Below are 15,752 nucleotides of genomic sequence, written 5' to 3'. Positions count from 1 at the left end.
GGGATGGTCCTTATATGTACACACATGGGGCAGCGCGAATCAGTACCGTCGCACCGGCGACGACACCACGGTGAACCCACCGTTGAACATCCAGACGCACTGCCGCTTTAATCGAGCAACAACGAGCAGAAAAAGCATGAAATTATCCCCGGCGATGGAATAACCCACCGCCAGGTTGCCGCCAGTTACCAACAGGTTGTGGAAAACTTGGCAAACCTTGTGGATGAGCTGTTGACAGCACACTGTCCACAGCTGTGGAGTGTTTGCGGCACCTGTGCTCGCGCTGGCAGGTCCGCAGCTCATCCGGTTTAGTGACCTTAGTCACTAGTGAAGTTCCAAGTTAATTCTTACACAACACTGTCCACTGTCTCATACACAAGCAGAAAAGTTGTCTGACTTGGTTATTCACAGGGTTATTCACACCTGTGGATAACTCCCTTTCGGCAAGTTATCCACAGCAAACGCAGTGCCCTGTGAATAATTGTGGAAACTGAAAACTTGGTCCCTACCTGCAGTAATGCGGGTATCAAGTTGTACTTGAGGGTGAAGTCTAACAGTTATCCACAGCAACGCTGTTGAAGCACGGATTTGCGGCGTGGCGCTGCACCGTTATTGTTACTCGCTATTCCGGGCTGCTGTCTAGCAGTTCTCCACAGGTTTCTGCCACACACTCCTGCCCCATTTGCCACCCGTTGAGTGATCCTGCTGGCTAGTGGAAGTTTTGCCCCCTGCCTGCAGGTTAATTACAAGCGTGTGGTTACAGGTGCCCCCGCCCGGGTGAGCCGCCCAGATTTGTACCTTTTCGTCAAATCCACGTAGTCTTGGGCAGAAGTTTGTTGTGCCAGTAACACTGGCATGGTTTCGCCATGCCATGACAGCCGCAACATCAGCTGCCGCCGATCAGGATGGACTTCCGTAGTTGCCCATCCCGCCGGCCGCCGATGCTGCACCGAATATTGTCGCCTCTTACCAGGTGTTCATACTCGCCTACTGTCGCCTGCAGTGTTACCCGTACAACCTGCTTACCCACAGCGTGAGCTGGAGGTAAGCAACCGGTATGAGGTATCCCCGCCTGATCCGCGGACGGGTATCGCGTGTCGCACCGGTGAATCCACCACAACTGTGATGGAATCACCTTCTACAACGTGCAGCGCGGTATGCGGTCGCCGATTCGGGACGATGCCACCGGCTGCCACAACATGATCCATCGATCTGCGCCGTCTCGACCTCTGGAAGGTTTGGTGACCCCTTGCTGTTTTAAGGGGGCGACAAGCACCAGCACCGTATGCGAGCACCCCTGGTGGTGATGTTGTGCACTGTTACTATTGAACATCCAATTGCAAGGAGAATCGCCGTGGCCAAGGGCAAGCGGACATTCCAACCGAATAATCGCCGTCGTGCACGCGTGCACGGCTTCCGTACCCGCATGCGTACCCGCGCCGGCCGTGCCATCATCGGTGCGCGTCGTCGGAAGGGACGTAAGTCGCTGACCGTGTAACTTGTTGCCACCCGCAACAAGGCGCACGATTATCGCCTCAATGCTGCCGGTGAGATCCTTTTACCGGCAGCCCCCACAAGCCGCTGCTGGCGCTGTCCCCACCCACCACCAAGCCACCATGAATTGTCATGATGTGCACCGGTGTGTGACGGGGCGACGCTACGCTGCGGCTTGTGCTATTTTTCCTGCAGATTCCCCTAGTTCCTGCTGATTGACCGCGAAGGAGACGTGATGCTGCCGCAACACCACAAGCTCACCCAGTCGCGGCAATTCCAACAGGTCATCCGGCGGGGCAAACGCGCCGGCACCCCCCACCTGGTGGTCTATGTGTGCCCCCATCGCCTACCCGCCGCAGTAGCCGCCTATCAGCGCCAGCAGCAACACGACGCCGCCACCCCTGCAGCGGCAGCAGACACCGACCTGTCAGCGGCACAGCTACTGCGGCAAGTCGAACGATTATCAACCGCAGAACTCACCACCAGTCGCACCACCCGCATCGGGCTGGTGGTCGGCAAAGCAGTCGGTAACGCTGTCACCCGGCATCGGGTCAGCCGGCAACTGCGGGACATCAGCCGGGAGCTGTGCACCACCTTCGACCAGCCCGTCGACATTGTGATCCGGGCACTCGCCGGCGCCGCCGAACTTAGCTACGACGAACTTCACGCCACAGTGTTTCGCTGCGCGCAGAAAGCCTACCGTCGTGGCCGGTGACCCACAGCGGCCAGCAACGCGCATCATCATCCGGCTCATCCGCTGGTATCAGCACTACATCAGCCCGTTAAAAAACGGTTCTACCTGTCGCTTTGAGCCAACCTGCTCAGCATACGGACTACAGGCAATCACCACTGCAGGGCCGCTCAAAGGCAGCCTGCTCACCATTGCCCGCATCAGCAAATGCGGGCCGTGGCATCCCGGCGGCTTCGATCCCCCACCCGGCTGGCAGGATCCCTCCCAACTCTACGAGGCAGCCCCAGATCCCCCGGCATGAGCCGGCACCCACCAGAGCTGGTCAACATGGAATGTTCACCACCAGCAGGTAGGGTATGCTGCAGACTGTTTTCGGTCACCAGTGCAGCCGCCGGCTGCCCGGCTGACCATTCGGCTATGCAACAGCAGCCACCAACACATCACGTTGCGGTGATGCAACAGCTGCCTCAACATTCGTTTTCCCCTTATCCCTTCAATCTGTGCCAGCCTGCCCCGCAGCCGGACCCACACGGATCGAATAAGGAGTACTGACTTACACCGTGCTTAACTTTGTTTACTGGCCAATCTCAGTGGTGCTGTGGTTTTGGCATAAAGTGTTTTCGCTCGTTCTCGACCCAGGTTCCGGATGGTCGTGGGTGCTGGCGATTATGTTCCTCACCTTCACCATTCGTGCCCTGCTCGTCAAGCCGATGATCTCTTCGATGCGGTCAATGACAAAAATGCAGGAACTGCAGCCGCAGCTCGCAGAGATCAAAGAGCGCTACAAAAACGATCAGCAAAAACAACTCGAGGAAACCCGGCGGCTGCAAAAAGAACTCGGGGTCAACCCGGTTGCGGGCTGTTTACCGATGCTCGTGCAGATGCCGGTGTTTATCGGCCTGTTCCACGTGCTGCGGTCATTTAACCGCACCGGTAACGGTCCTGGTGCCTTAGGGCTATCCATTGAGGAAAACCGGAATCTGCCGAACTATTTCTTCTCCGTGGAAGATGTGCAATCCTTCCTCGACGCCCGCTTCTTCGGGGTGCCGCTGAGTGCCTACATCACCATGCCGGAAGACATGTATCAGGCCTTCCAGCCGGTGGACTTTACCCGCACCACCATCATGATGGTGGCGGTTCCGCTGATTATCATCATCGCCCTGGCAACCCACCTCAACGGTCGCCACTCGGTTGCTCGCACCCGCCGTCGCCAAGCCCAAGGCCTGTCGAAAACACCACAAAGCGGCCAAATGCAGATGCAGGCCGAAATGATGAACAAGATGATGGTGTGGTTCTTCCCCTTCATGATCGTGTTCACCGGTGCGGTGTGGCATATCGGTTTGCTGTTCTACATGATGGCCAACAACCTGTGGACCTTCTTCCAGCAGCGGTGGATGTTCGCGAAACTCGACCGGGAAGAAGCAGCCGCCCTGCAGGCGAAAAAAGACGCCAAACGGGCAACTGCCCCGCGTCCCGGTGTGAAACCAGTAAACCCGAAGAAACAAGGGAAAAAAGCCACCCACACCCCGGCCGTGGACAGTGACACCACTGGTGAAACAGCAAGCGGCACTGCAACCCTGACGCAGCCGGGAAACGACAGTGGTAAGAAAACCACCGGTTTCCGGGCGGCATTCCAACAGATGAAAGCCGACGCCGAACGGGAAGCCCTCGCCCGCGCAGCCGAAAAACAAGCCGCCAAGACTGCCTCCGGACAGTCGGCAACCACCCCGAAGCCGGGGGCGAAACCGCAACGAAACCGGAAGAAGAAACGCCGCTAACTGCGCGTTCTTCTCTTCCCCCAACACCCATCTTCTGTCAAGTGTTCCGCCGGAGAGGCGAAAAACACTGCACCGGCAGCAAGGTGGGTGTTTTGCGCTCAACACTCCGGTCAAGCAGAACCAAGCAGGACTGTGCAAATCTGCCACACATCGTGCAGGCCACCACATTGCCACCGACCACACCAGAGCAACCTTTCGCTGCGCTGCGCCGCATCCCTTCCGACACGGCTATCCGCGGGCCGGTGGTGGCAAGGTGTGCTGTGCTTTCCAAATATGGTGGGTGTGGGGTGCATGTGCCACAGTGCAGGGAATTGATCTTCCCTAGTGGGCAGCTACTGTTTTTGCGCATTAGCATGAGAAAACCAGCAACAAGACACCATAGCTTTGCGAGGTTTTCTGCTTCCACCCCTGTCGCAGCGCTACGCAATCGACCACCGGTGGATAGGTCAAAGGTGGAAGTAACTCTCGCGGATCGAACTACCGCTACACCCCAATGTGACGCAACAACGTTGTATCGTAACAACCAAAGCTCATCCAGGGCGCTGGCCAACTGCACTTTGCGGCACCCTGCCGCCAGTGATGCCAACCCTATCTAGCAATACTCTTTGACGCCTGGCCTCATTCATTCGACACAGACGGGAAACCTGCACATCGTGACTTCCTCGACGCCCACCCCACCGGCCTATGCCGCCACCCTGTTTGGCGACAACCTCGACAAAGCAATCGGCTACCATGAGCTGCTTGCCACCGCCGGATATGAGCGGGGATTCATCGGTCCGCGGGAAGTACCCCGCCTGTGGGATCGGCACATTCTCAACTGTGCAATTGTGGCCGAAATCCTGCATCCCGATGAGCATCTTGTCGACGTTGGATCCGGGGCGGGACTGCCCGGCATCCCGCTGGCTATCGCCCGCCCCGATCTGCAAGTAGACCTGGTTGAATCCCTCCTCAAACGCAGCGTCTTCCTCACCGAAGTAGTTGACACGCTACAGCTCGACAATGTGCGGGTCATCCGTGGCCGGGCCGAAGACCCGGAAGTGATCGACACAGTCGGCGGCGCCGATGTTGCCACCTCCCGGGCTGTTGCCCCGCTGGCCACCCTGGTGGGCTACTGTATGCCGCTGATCCACGCCACCGGGCGGATTGATGCCCTCAAAGGGGAAACAGCAGCAGCAGAAATCAGCCGCGACAGCGCGGCGATTACCCGCCTCGGCGGCAACACCCCGACGATTCTCCGCTGCGGGGAACACACCATTGCCGAACCTGCAACGGTGGTGCGAATAACCAAAAACCCGCGCCGCACCAAGAAACGCTAACCGCCCCGCCCCTTGATAACCAGCAGCAACAGCTGCCGCACCGTGGAGGGGCATGGCGCGGTGCGGGTTGTTCGCTACACTAGAGAAGGTTATAAGCGGGCAGCGTCATCGCCGATGATCGCCAATGATTCGTCTAATCCGCCTATCCACCGTGCCACCTGCACCGATGGATGCCACCACATCACGGGGAGACTACAGGACTTACACAAAATGGACGACACGAACTTCGCTGACACGCCCATTGCGGCGGCCGCGCAACGCGCCGCCTGGATTCGTTCACCACGCACCCCATCGTTGCCGAAACCAGATCGGCCACGGCTGATTACGATCTCTAATCAAAAAGGCGGCGTCGGGAAAACCACCACCACCGTCAATCTTGCCGCCGGTTTAGCGATTGCCGGCATGAACGTGCTGGTTATCGATCTTGACCCGCAGGGCAATGCGTCAACCGCACTCGGCGCGGAACATGTGGCCGGCACCCCCTCCTCCTATGAGGTGCTCATCGGGGACATCACCCCCGATGAGGCGATGCAACAATCGCCAAACCACAACAACCTGTACTGCATTCCGGCCACCATTGATCTGGCCGGCAGCGAAATCGAACTCGTCAACCTAGACAATCGGGAATTTCGGCTTGCCGACGCGATCAATGCCGACTTTCTTGCCCGCTACGACTTCGATTATGTGTTTATCGACTGTCCCCCGTCGCTGGGCCTGCTCACCGTCAACGCAATGTGCGCCGTCGAAGAAGTACTCATCCCCATCCAGTGTGAATACTATGCCCTCGAAGGGGTTGGCCAGCTGCTGCACAACATCAGCCTGATTCGGGCGCATCTCAACCCGCAGCTGCACATCTCCACCATTGTGTTGACCATGTATGATGCCCGCACCAAACTTGCCGAACAGGTTGCCGCCGAAGTGCGCAACCACTTCGGGGAGGTAGTGCTCACCAACACTATTCCCCGCTCGGTGAAAGTGTCTGAAGCACCCGGCTACGGGCAAACAGTCCTCGACTATGATCCCGGTTCCCGCGGCGCAATGGCGTATCTTGATGCGGCGATCGAACTCGGCAAACGCGGCGACTATGTGCCGCTCGACGCCGACGATCCTATTGGGCGTGCCCCCAGCAGCTAAGTGTCTTCCCAGCCAAATATGTGCTGGCAGCTGTGCGGCCGCCGCCCAACATTGTTAGCTGGCAGCACCCGCCCTTGTGGAACACTCCTCGCACTACCGGGGTTTTCCACAAGCTTGCTGGAAAGTCGCACACCTCTTGCCGAACATCGGGCGATAATCTTAAACGTGCACCTGCCCGATGAGGGTTGCAATGCTTACCGCGCGCCGCGCTGCTGCACCCCGCCGCCACCGGTGGGGTTGCACAACACACATATCGCAGGGGCGTAGCGCCGGTGGCATGTGTACCATCTAAAGCGAAGTCTGTCCGGTCAGTCGCGCCTGCGGTGGTGTGTTTACCACTATTACCAGCAGGTGATCTGGCATAGCCGGCGCGGGGAATGCGGAAGCAGCGCAAGAAGCAAACCTCACCACCACAATCGTTGTGAAGAAAGAGTCGTTGTTGTTATGGCTACCGAAAAGCCCAAAGGGGGATTAGGTCGCGGCCTGGCCTCCCTCATCCCTTCCGACAAACGCCGCCCCGCCATCGGTGACGATGCGGCCGATGTCCTCTTCGGTGACCGCAAACCCCGCCCCGGCAGCAACAACACCCCAAAGCCTGCCCACCCGGGCAAACCGGGATCAGCACCCACCCCAGCTGATCTTGCGAAACGTGTTGCAGCCGCCGCCGAACAAGACACCGGCAAACCCGTTAAACCCAGCCCGTCACCGGTGCTTGACGAAGTCAACACTACCAACACCGACACCTTCGGGGCAGTGTATAAAGAACTGCCGATCAGGCTGATCACCCCGAACCCGAAACAGCCGCGGCAAGTCTTCGACGAAGACGCCCTCGAAGAGCTGGTGCACTCCATTGCCGAGTTCGGTCTCATGCAACCGATCATTGTGCGGCAACAACCCACCGGTGATGATCAGCCCGCCGCATACGAACTCATCATGGGTGAACGGCGGCTCCGTGCCGCGAAACTCGCCGGGCTTTCCACCATCCCGGCGATCGTCCGCCACACCTCTGACCAGCACATGCTGCGCGACGCTCTCCTGGAGAACATTCACCGCGTCCAACTCAACCCGCTGGAAGAAGCCGCCGCCTATGCGCAGCTCCTGGAGGAATTTGGGGTGACTCATCAGCAGCTTGCCGAAAAACTAGGCCGTTCCCGGCCGGTGATCTCTAACATGATTCGGCTGCTTGAACTACCGGTTGCTGTGCAGCGCCCCGTCGCCGCAGGAGTGTTGTCTGCCGGTCACGCCCGGGCACTGCTGGGACTGCAACAGGGTGCTGCCGCTCAAGAACAACTCGCCAAACGTATCATCGCTGAAGGTTTATCAGTGCGGGCCACCGAAGAAGCGGTGGTGTTACTCAACGCGGACGGTCAAACCCCGGTGAAACCGAAACCTGGCCGGCAACCCCGCCCCGTTCCTGAGTTCGCCAGCCGGGCAGCCGACTGGCTTGCCGACGGACTCGACACCAAAGTGACAGTAGCTGTTGGGAAGAAAAACCGGGGCAAAATCATTGTCGAATTTGCCGGCGAAGATGACCTCAATCGGATTATGGGGATTCTGCGGGAACATCCTTAAAAGTCACTAGCAGCTACCGGTAGGAGTACAACACGCAGCGTTCGGATTGCCCATTGACGAGCGTGCCGTCACACGACAGGGGAAGATGACCACTATGACCACCAAGGTGATTATCAGCGATCAAACCTTCACCCCTGAGCTGCGGAAACGCATCGGCGGATGGTTCACGATGCTAGTTCGTGACCCGCAGCATCCATCGCTTCATATTGCACCGCTACACAACAGTCGGGATCCGCGGATTCGTACCGCCCCAATCGATCTGCACTATCGGGCTGTGCTGCTGGAACTTCGCCCCCAACCCGGTGAAGTCACCTATGTGCTGCTTGCAGTAAAAAACCATGATGACGCCATCGACTATGCCAAACAGGTGCACCTTGCCCCGAATCCCGTCAGTGGCCACATCGAACCCTTCCTCACTGCCACGCCCGGCTGGGATAATCCCGTCGACCAGGGGTGGAACACCGATGCCTCGGCGGGTGCTGCAAGCCAGCCGGCCACCAGCGAAGCTTTAACCGATACCGACGCTGATTATCCCGCAGATAATTTCGAACTCACCCCGTGGGAAATCCTGGCAGAATCCGGGATCACCGCTTCCCTGCTGGCGACCGAACTTGGCTGCAGCCAAGCAGTCATTGCAGCGTTACGCACAAGCGTCGACGAAGCGAGCCTGCTTGCCATGATTGCTGATGCCCCCAGCTGGCAGAAAGACGCAGTCATTGGTTTGCTGGCAGGGTTGACCATCGATGAGATCGCCGCCGAGCTGCACGTCGACAACTCTCAATTCGCCACTGATCCAACCACCGACAGGGGTCTTGTCGACCGGTTGCAGGCCTCGAACTATTATTGCGAACCTGATGAACACACCCTGCAGGCGATGCTTGAACACGGCAGCTTCGCCGCATGGCGGTTGTTCCTCCACCCGTCACAACAGCACGCAGTTGACTGTGACCATTCCGGATCGGCTCGGGTTGTTGGCGGTGCCGGCACCGGGAAAACCGTGGTGCTGCTGCATCGCACCAACCGGCTGTTGCACAATCCGGTAGCCGCCCAGCCACCCCGGGTATTGCTCACCAGTTTCACCCGGCCGCTCGCCCAACAGTTGAAAACGCAACTCAACGAACTCAACCCGCACCTTCCGGAAGCCAACTATCCGGGGTTGCCCGGTTTAGCAGTGAGCGGTATCGATGCAACCGTGAGTAGTTTTCTGCGGCACGCCCCGGCCGCGGAAGTCAACCGGTGCCGCAGTCAACTATTTGGGCACAGCGGCGACTATCGACCAACAGTGATGAATGACCGCACCGCCGACCAGCTGTGGCGGGAAGCTGCCGCCGTCTATGGCGCTGATCTGCCGGCAACGAAGCAGCATCCGCTGTTCCTGCGGGCAGAATTCACCGAAGTACTCCTGCACACTGATCTCAACAATCAGCAGGACTATCTCACCACTGCCCGTATCGGTCGCGGCACCCAGCTGTCGAAACGGGAACGCGCCATCATCTTCACGATCACACAAGAGTTCCTGCGCCGCTGCGGGCAGCTTGCGGCGCTACCATTTGCGGCCCATGCGGTGCTTGCGGCAGCCATCCTTGAGGCACGCCAAGAACCACTGCTCGACCACATCATCGTTGATGAAGCGCAAGATTTCCACGCCGGCCACTGGCGATTTATTCGGGCCGCCGTCCAACCAGGACCGAACGATATTTTCTTCGCCGAAGACTCCCATCAGCGGATCTACGGTAACCGTTTGTCACTTGCCCGATTCGGCATCGAAACCCGGGGGCAAGCCAGCCACCGGCTCCGGCACAACTATCGCACCACGAAAGAAACCCTCGACTTTGCCGCAGCAATCCTGGCGGAAGAAACATTTTTCGACTCCACCGGTTTCGCCGACACCACATTAGGCTACCGGTCACTGCGACACGGGCCGCATCCCCAAATGCTGCGGGCAGCCTCAAAAACCGATGAGCAGCAGGCGATCGTCGACAAGGTACGCCACTGGTTATCCCGTAATGAACCCAATACGCATATCGGGATCCTTGCCCGTACCCGTGACCAAATCAGTGAAATCGTGGCCACGTTAGCCGATCACGGCATTGACTGTGTCACCAAACGATCCGGGAAAACCCCCTGGGATGGGCAAGTGTCGGCGCACACCATGCACCATGCCAAAGGAATGGAATTTACCCACGTACTGCTCGCCGACATGTCGGAAGATTCCATGTCAAAACTCGGCCTCTATGAGGGCTGTCCGCCGGCGGAACAAAACGAATCCTTGCAACGGGAACGTGCCCTGCTCTATGTGGCGGCGTCCCGTGCCCGCGACGAGCTGGCTATCACCGTAGTCGGCGAACCCACCAGCCTCATCCCCTTGGATTAAAGCCGGCCCGATCGGCGTCAAAGCAGCGCTTGTTCCGCTGCGCCGATATTTTTGCAAGTATCACCCTGCCGACGGTCATCTGCACCGCGCAGGGCGCCCTCACGGCCGCCAAGAAATCGGTATTGTCGCAAGTACTGTTGTAATCCTGTCGTCCGCGCCGAAGAAAACCTTTTCCGCTATGACTGCTTTCGCATTACCGCTTTCACCAGCCAACACCAGCAGTGTTATTCCGCTGGCATTACACACCGTGTTTTGGGAAGCAGACACCGCTTGTGCTGCTGCTATTGCTGAACAGCATGATGTTGTGCTGGAAAAAGAGGCATGGATCGCGCGCATGCTATCAACCAGGGGATGTTGCGGTTTCAATCTGGTTTCCGCTGACCGCGATGGGGACAGTGACCAAGCAATCGGCACAGTGTTGTACTGTCCCGCGGAACTCGCACCCGGTGCCGCATTAATGCCCACTGCCCCGGTGAGCGACGATGCGGAACTCGTCACCAGCCTGTTTTGCGCCTATCCTGACAGTTCGGAAGGGCAACGCCAAGCACTGCTTCTGCTTGCTGCTGTCGCCGACGAGTTAACCCAGCGCGGGGTTGTTGCAATGGAGATGTTCGCATTTCGGAATCTTTCCGGTACTCGCCGCCGCGGTCAGCTCTGCACAGACGATACAGCCACCCACAGCGCCCCGGAGACGATGTCGCAGCCATTGCGGAAAGAAGTCGCTGACGCGCTGCTGCATCCCGGAAAAATCGGGCTTCTGGACTTTCAGATTCTGCTTGAGGCAGGCTTTCACATTGCGCAAGACCATCCGATTGTGCCGCGGATGCGCCTCGAGCTACCCCCCACCCAAGGATTGCTATACGAGGCAGCCTCGACAACACTACTTGCCGACAACGAATTCCCCATCAGCTAGCCGCCAGCACATCCAGTATCGGCCATCGGCGGGTGAAATCCGGCGCGGTGCGGCAGCACGACAAGCTAGTCGAGTAGTTCTTCTTCCGCGAGCAAATCAGCGAATTTATAGGTGCCAGTTTCCAACGTGTCGGAATCCAATAGATAAAACCGTTTCACTGCCACGACCACCGATTCGGCAATCGCGTCACGCACCTGCGGGTCGGTCAGTAATGCCACATCGTCAGGGCTGGTCACATAGCCGGTGACAATCTCAATGGTGGGCATTTGCGTCAACCGCAGCATGTCCCAGGTGCGGGCATGATTCCCGCAGTTATTCAAACCGGTTCGGGCAGTAATCTCCCGCTGGATCAACCCAGATAAATGCTCCCCCGACAGCGAGGTTGAACCATGCTCAGAGCCGAAGAAAAACGTGGCACAGCCATTAGCTTTCTCATTCTGATAGCTGTCACATCGCAGACACAGCATCACATCGGCGCCGAAAGCATTGGCAATATCAGCCCGTTGCGTATGGGAAGGGTTATCAAATCGGGGACGGGACTTGATGGTTTCCATCCCTGCGGCAATCATGCGACCTTCTAACCGGGTCGCTAAATCCCACAGGATTTCTTCCTCGCTGATTTCGCCGAATCGTCCCTGCACCATGCGCCCAGAATCGGTGCCACCCAGGGCAGGATCAATAACCACCCGTTTGCCGGCAAGCTGTGGACCTGCCTGGCGTACCTGTTCCCGTTCCCGGATTGCATGCGGATTACCGCCGGTGATCCGGCGCCCCAAATATTTCAGCGAACGGATCGTTTTCGGCCCGCAAATACCATCGTCAGTCAAACCACTGTTGAGCTGATAGGTGCGCACCGCATTATGGGTGTCGGCACCATAGTGGCCATCCAAGCGGCCAGCATAAAACCCGAGCTCGAGCAGATGCTGTTGGAGCTGCGCCACATCGTCGCCGACGAGCACATTATTGGGTTGGAAACTCAACACCCGGGCACCCAGCGTGTACGACGCTTCCCGCAGCACGGTTAATGTTGCTTCGCCAATATAGCCGTTGGCAACAATACCGCGGGACTGCTGGAAGGCTTGCACTGCTGTAGCCAGCTGATCGTCATAGATAGTGTCGGCATCACTGTAGGTCATTTGACCGTTGCCGGTGACGTCGGCGGCATAGCCGTCCAACAGCCCGAGCCGGGCCAAGGTGGCTCGGACCTCGGCAATCCGAGGAGACCGGTCGCCAACGCGTAAAACTTCGTGCACGAAAACGCTCCTTGGAGGAATAACAACGATCAGAAAAACAATAGCAGTCGCCGGTTTTGTATTGCGAAGGGCGCCGAACCACGACCAGGGTTTTTCACCCTTTACCGCAGTTCCCGGGCATCCTCTGTGTTGTTGGTGTGAGATGTGCCAGGGAAAACTGCAGTAGGTGTGAGCAGGTGATGGAATTATCACCGTGCAAGGCAGCGGATCGCCCCTGGTGTGATAGTACAACTCAACCAGCGATGTGCGGGCAACCCACGGATCCCCACCTGTTGCCGACGTAACCGGTTGCAGTGGCTTCGCGAAGCAAACCCAGCGGTGGTGGTGTTAGGCCAGCGACTGCAATTTGGCGACAATGTCTTCCTTGGTGTGGACACCAATGAGCTCCCCGGCTTTGTTGCCGTTGGAGAAAAACATCAACGCCGGAATGCTCATGACCTGCCACATGGCGGCGAGGCTCCGCTGCTCGTCAACATTGACTTTGCCGATGACGAACTTGTCACCATATTCAGAGGCGATCTCTTCCAGCACCGGTCCGATGCGACGGCACGGGCCACACCATTCGGCCCAAAAGTCCACGAGCACTGGTTTGTCGGCGTTAAGGACAGTGGTCGACCAGTTCTCGGCGGTGATAGTCACAGGTGCGGTCATTTGTGTTTCATCAATCCTTGCGGTTGCGGGGTTCTTTCGACAGGGGCTGTCGAAAGGCGGCTGCACACAGCACATGGAACGTGACAGCATGCAGCACGGAGAGGTTTATGACTATGGCAATGAAAAGGTGACCTGGCATGGGTTATGTCGCCGCAGAATTGGACGCTGCCATGCAAGCTACCTGCTGCCACCACAGTCACAATATTTGGTGTGACCATCTATCTTAGTCACGATTGCTTCGCTCGTGCAGACCGCAAATCCACTACTGGTCACCGCATTGCCGGGGACGCATCGCTGCTACACGGCTGGTTGCGGCACACGATCGGTGAATAAGTAATGCGGCCAGTACACATTAGTAGTCGGCTGTCAGCGACGAAGATTCTATGCTTTGTGTCAGCCACCCATGGTTTACTGTGCGGCTTCTTGCGCCATGAGATATTGTTCCGCGTCGATTGCTGCCCGGCAGCCGGATCCTGCAGCAGTAATCGCCTGCTGGTAGTGCGAATCGACAAGATCGCCGACAGCAAATACCCCAGGGATATTGGTGGCCGTAGAGGGATGCTGCACCTGGACATAGCCGGCCGGGTCAAGATCAACCTGTCCGGCGACAATCTGCGAACGAGGATCGTGGCCGATGGCAACGAACATTGCCGTGACATCGAGGGTGGACTCTTCCCCGGTGACCGTGTTTTTCACGTGTAAGTTTTCTACTTTGTCTTGCCCATTGACCTGGGTGACCACAGTGTTGGTGAGGAAACGGATTTTTTCGTTGTCCTGGGCGCGCTGCAACATGATTGCCGAGGCGCGGAATTCATCACGGCGATGCACAATAGTGACAGACTTGGCGACACGCGTTAAAAAGAGTGCTTCTTCCATCGCGGAGTCGCCGCCACCGATCACCGCAATATCATGGTCGCGGAAGAAGAAACCATCGCAGGTAGCACAGGCCGAAATACCGCGGCCGAGGAGTTCTTGTTCACCGGGAACACCCAGATAGCGGGGGGCTGCACCCATGCCCAAGATCACGGTCTTGGCATGGAATACTTCGCCGCCGGCGTGCACAGTTTTCACATCACCGGATAGTGCAACTTCGTCGACGAGTTCTTGCCGAAGATCAGCGCCGAAACGCAGCGCCTGGTTCCGCATCTCTTCCATGAGCGCAGGACCCATAATCCCCTCCGCGAAACCAGGATAGTTTTCCACCTCGGTGGTGGTCATCAGGGAGCCGCCGTATTCGATGCCCTCAAACATCACGAGGTTCATCTGTGCCCGGGCAGCGTAGATCGCTGCAGTGTAGCCGGCCGGGCCGGAGCCGATAATGATGAGATCGTGAATGTCAGCCATGGGGTGAACAATCCTTTGCGTGAAGGGTATGAGCTGCTTCGGCGAACCGCGATGAGCACCGGGATTCGCCCTGCAGCACAAGGGGGTTACGAAGGTTTAAGCATAGGCGACGTTGCGCCGCTGGTGTGTGGCCGGGGTAGTGCGGTCGCCGGTGTGCTGCTGCCATCGGTATAACTTCACTGGGTGCGCGCAGTATTCCCGGCGCGCTCCTGTGGCCTGGTTGGTGTAGCCGGTGGTTTGCCGGTCGCGCGGCGGCTCCTAGTCGTCGAAGATGGGGGTAAGTTCGCTGCGTAGGATCTCTTTCGCCCGCGATCGGCGGCTTTTCACTGTTCCTGGGCGAACACCTTGATAGGCGGCTACCTGGTTGACGGTGTGTCCAATAATGTCGATGAGCACAATGGCTTCCCGTTGTTCTTGGGAGAGTTTTTGCAATGCTGCTTGCATGGTGATCGACAGGGCTTGATCGCTGGTGGGTTCAGTGCTTTCTAACACTTCGAGCAGGGTGCGGCCGCTGCTGTCGTCGTCGAGAATGAGTTGTTCGCCGCGCCAGTTTTTGTGTGCATGGTCGTAGCCAGCATTGGCGACAATCCGGTAGAGCCAGGTGGACAGTTTTGCGTCTTGCCGGAATTTTGCCAGCCCTCGGGATGCAGAGAACAACGCATCTTGCATGATGTCTTCGGCGTCTTGTTCACATTTGGCGTATCTGCGCGCCACCCAGCGCAGGTGTTCTTCGTGCCGGGCCACAATGTCACGAAAGGCGGAGGTTTCGCCTTCGCAGTAACGGTGCACCAGGTGGGTGTCGGGGTCGTGGTGGTGGCTGCCGCTTGTTGTGGTGGGGCGGTGGGGTGTTGGTGGGGTTGTGGTGGGTGGGTGAGTGACTGGCTGTTGGGTGGTGGTTCGGCAGTGGCCGGTGGCTGTTTTGGGTGCGCTGGCGTGGTGGCGTTTTGCTACCGGGAATCCTTGGGCGGTGCGGGTGGTTGTTGGTGGATGGTTGCTGCAGGCTGGTCGTGTGACGCTGGTGGTGGTGTTGGTGTGCTGTGTCATGGTGGTTTGCCCAATTGTGGTGTGGCCACTGCTGGCACCCCCGTGTCCAGTGTGGTGGTGTGGCCGGTGTGGTGGGCGGTTCCTTCCCCCTGAGTGTGTCTACAAGATTCCGCTCTAGTGTCACTGAAACACCCCCATGCCGTCGATACCTATGACTGCTATAGGTATATGGGAAATGTGATGGGAAC

14 protein-coding genes are annotated in these 15,752 nt (G+C 58.1%); 10 read left to right on the top strand and 4 right to left on the bottom strand.

Going from position 1 to position 15,752, the window contains the following annotated elements; all coding sequences use genetic code 11:
• The first annotated feature begins 1,354 nt into the window (after positions 1–1,354).
• From rpmH to CCHOA_RS10540, 9 genes are all read left to right on the top strand, one after another.
• Positions 1,355–1,498, top strand: a complete 144-nt coding sequence (gene rpmH, locus CCHOA_RS10580) for a 50S ribosomal protein L34 (RefSeq protein WP_123930493.1) — start codon at positions 1,355–1,357, stop codon at positions 1,496–1,498.
• Positions 1,499–1,729: 231 nt separating this feature from the next.
• Complete coding sequence (gene rnpA, locus CCHOA_RS10575) at positions 1,730–2,209, top strand: ribonuclease P protein component (RefSeq protein ID WP_164472480.1); 480 nt, start codon at positions 1,730–1,732, stop codon at positions 2,207–2,209.
• On the top strand, positions 2,199–2,486 hold the full coding sequence (gene yidD / locus CCHOA_RS10570) for a membrane protein insertion efficiency factor YidD (RefSeq protein ID WP_123930486.1): 288 nt from the start codon (positions 2,199–2,201) through the stop codon (positions 2,484–2,486). Before rnpA ends, yidD begins: the two co-directional genes overlap by 11 nt.
• Before the next feature lie 259 nt (positions 2,487–2,745).
• Entirely contained in the window at positions 2,746–3,963 is a 1,218-nt protein-coding gene (gene yidC, locus CCHOA_RS10565) for a membrane protein insertase YidC (RefSeq protein ID WP_123930484.1), read from the top strand.
• Between the two features lie 653 nt (positions 3,964–4,616).
• On the top strand, positions 4,617–5,279 hold the full coding sequence (rsmG, locus tag CCHOA_RS10560; RefSeq protein ID WP_123930481.1) for a 16S rRNA (guanine(527)-N(7))-methyltransferase RsmG: 663 nt from the start codon (positions 4,617–4,619) through the stop codon (positions 5,277–5,279).
• A gap of 210 nt (positions 5,280–5,489) precedes the next feature.
• Positions 5,490–6,413: a ParA family protein gene (locus CCHOA_RS10555; RefSeq protein WP_123930478.1), complete on the top strand. Its 924-nt coding sequence runs from the start codon at positions 5,490–5,492 to the stop codon at positions 6,411–6,413.
• Positions 6,414–6,857: 444 nt separating this feature from the next.
• Positions 6,858–7,985 (top strand): ParB/RepB/Spo0J family partition protein, encoded by a 1,128-nt coding sequence (locus CCHOA_RS10550; RefSeq protein WP_123930475.1) that lies wholly within the window; start codon positions 6,858–6,860, stop codon positions 7,983–7,985.
• Positions 7,986–8,070: 85 nt separating this feature from the next.
• On the top strand, positions 8,071–10,359 hold the full coding sequence (locus tag CCHOA_RS10545; RefSeq protein ID WP_123930472.1) for a 3'-5' exonuclease: 2,289 nt from the start codon (positions 8,071–8,073) through the stop codon (positions 10,357–10,359).
• Between the two features lie 178 nt (positions 10,360–10,537).
• Positions 10,538–11,272, top strand: coding sequence for a hypothetical protein (locus tag CCHOA_RS10540; RefSeq protein ID WP_123930470.1), 735 nt, complete (start codon positions 10,538–10,540; stop codon positions 11,270–11,272).
• Between the two features lie 65 nt (positions 11,273–11,337).
• Here CCHOA_RS10540 and CCHOA_RS10535 read toward each other — a convergent pair whose 3' ends face one another.
• Positions 11,338–12,525, bottom strand: coding sequence for an N-acetylmuramoyl-L-alanine amidase (locus CCHOA_RS10535; RefSeq protein WP_123930467.1), 1,188 nt, complete (start codon positions 12,523–12,525; stop codon positions 11,338–11,340).
• A gap of 327 nt (positions 12,526–12,852) precedes the next feature.
• Complete coding sequence (gene trxA, locus CCHOA_RS10530) at positions 12,853–13,176, bottom strand: thioredoxin (protein ID WP_123930464.1); 324 nt, start codon at positions 13,174–13,176, stop codon at positions 12,853–12,855.
• Positions 13,177–13,386: 210 nt separating this feature from the next.
• On the opposite strand from trxA, the gene CCHOA_RS11085 reads away from it, so the two are divergent.
• Positions 13,387–13,509, top strand: a complete 123-nt coding sequence (locus CCHOA_RS11085; protein ID WP_281273274.1) for a hypothetical protein — start codon at positions 13,387–13,389, stop codon at positions 13,507–13,509.
• 75 nt (positions 13,510–13,584) lie between these two features.
• Here the strand turns inward: CCHOA_RS11085 and trxB are convergent, their stop codons facing one another.
• Both trxB and CCHOA_RS10515 read right to left on the bottom strand, forming a co-directional pair.
• On the bottom strand, positions 13,585–14,520 hold the full coding sequence (gene trxB / locus CCHOA_RS10525) for a thioredoxin-disulfide reductase (protein ID WP_123930461.1): 936 nt from the start codon (positions 14,518–14,520) through the stop codon (positions 13,585–13,587).
• A 258-nt stretch (positions 14,521–14,778) separates the two neighbouring features.
• Entirely contained in the window at positions 14,779–15,564 is a 786-nt protein-coding gene (locus CCHOA_RS10515) for an RNA polymerase sigma factor (RefSeq protein WP_123930455.1), read from the bottom strand.
• Between the last annotated feature and the right edge of the window lie 188 nt (positions 15,565–15,752).

The sequence above is a fragment of the Corynebacterium choanae genome (assembly GCF_003813965.1).
Classification (GTDB): Bacteria; Actinomycetota; Actinomycetes; order Mycobacteriales; family Mycobacteriaceae; genus Corynebacterium; species Corynebacterium choanae.
Note: the sequence above shows the minus strand (reverse complement) of the source record. Positions and strands in the feature narration are given on the sequence as shown.

Coding starts and splice junctions, on each gene's coding strand:
- trxA (WP_123930464.1), bottom strand. CDS start 13,176: ATGACCGCACCTGTGACTATCACCGCCGAGAACTGGTCGACCACTGTC.
- CCHOA_RS10555 (WP_123930478.1), top strand. CDS start 5,490: ATGGACGACACGAACTTCGCTGACACGCCCATTGCGGCGGCCGCGCAA.
- CCHOA_RS10545 (WP_123930472.1), top strand. CDS start 8,071: ATGACCACTATGACCACCAAGGTGATTATCAGCGATCAAACCTTCACC.
- CCHOA_RS10515 (WP_123930455.1), bottom strand. CDS start 15,564: ATGACACAGCACACCAACACCACCACCAGCGTCACACGACCAGCCTGC.
- CCHOA_RS10540 (WP_123930470.1), top strand. CDS start 10,538: ATGACTGCTTTCGCATTACCGCTTTCACCAGCCAACACCAGCAGTGTT.
- trxB (WP_123930461.1), bottom strand. CDS start 14,520: ATGGCTGACATTCACGATCTCATCATTATCGGCTCCGGCCCGGCCGGC.
- rnpA (WP_164472480.1), top strand. CDS start 1,730: ATGCTGCCGCAACACCACAAGCTCACCCAGTCGCGGCAATTCCAACAG.
- CCHOA_RS10550 (WP_123930475.1), top strand. CDS start 6,858: ATGGCTACCGAAAAGCCCAAAGGGGGATTAGGTCGCGGCCTGGCCTCC.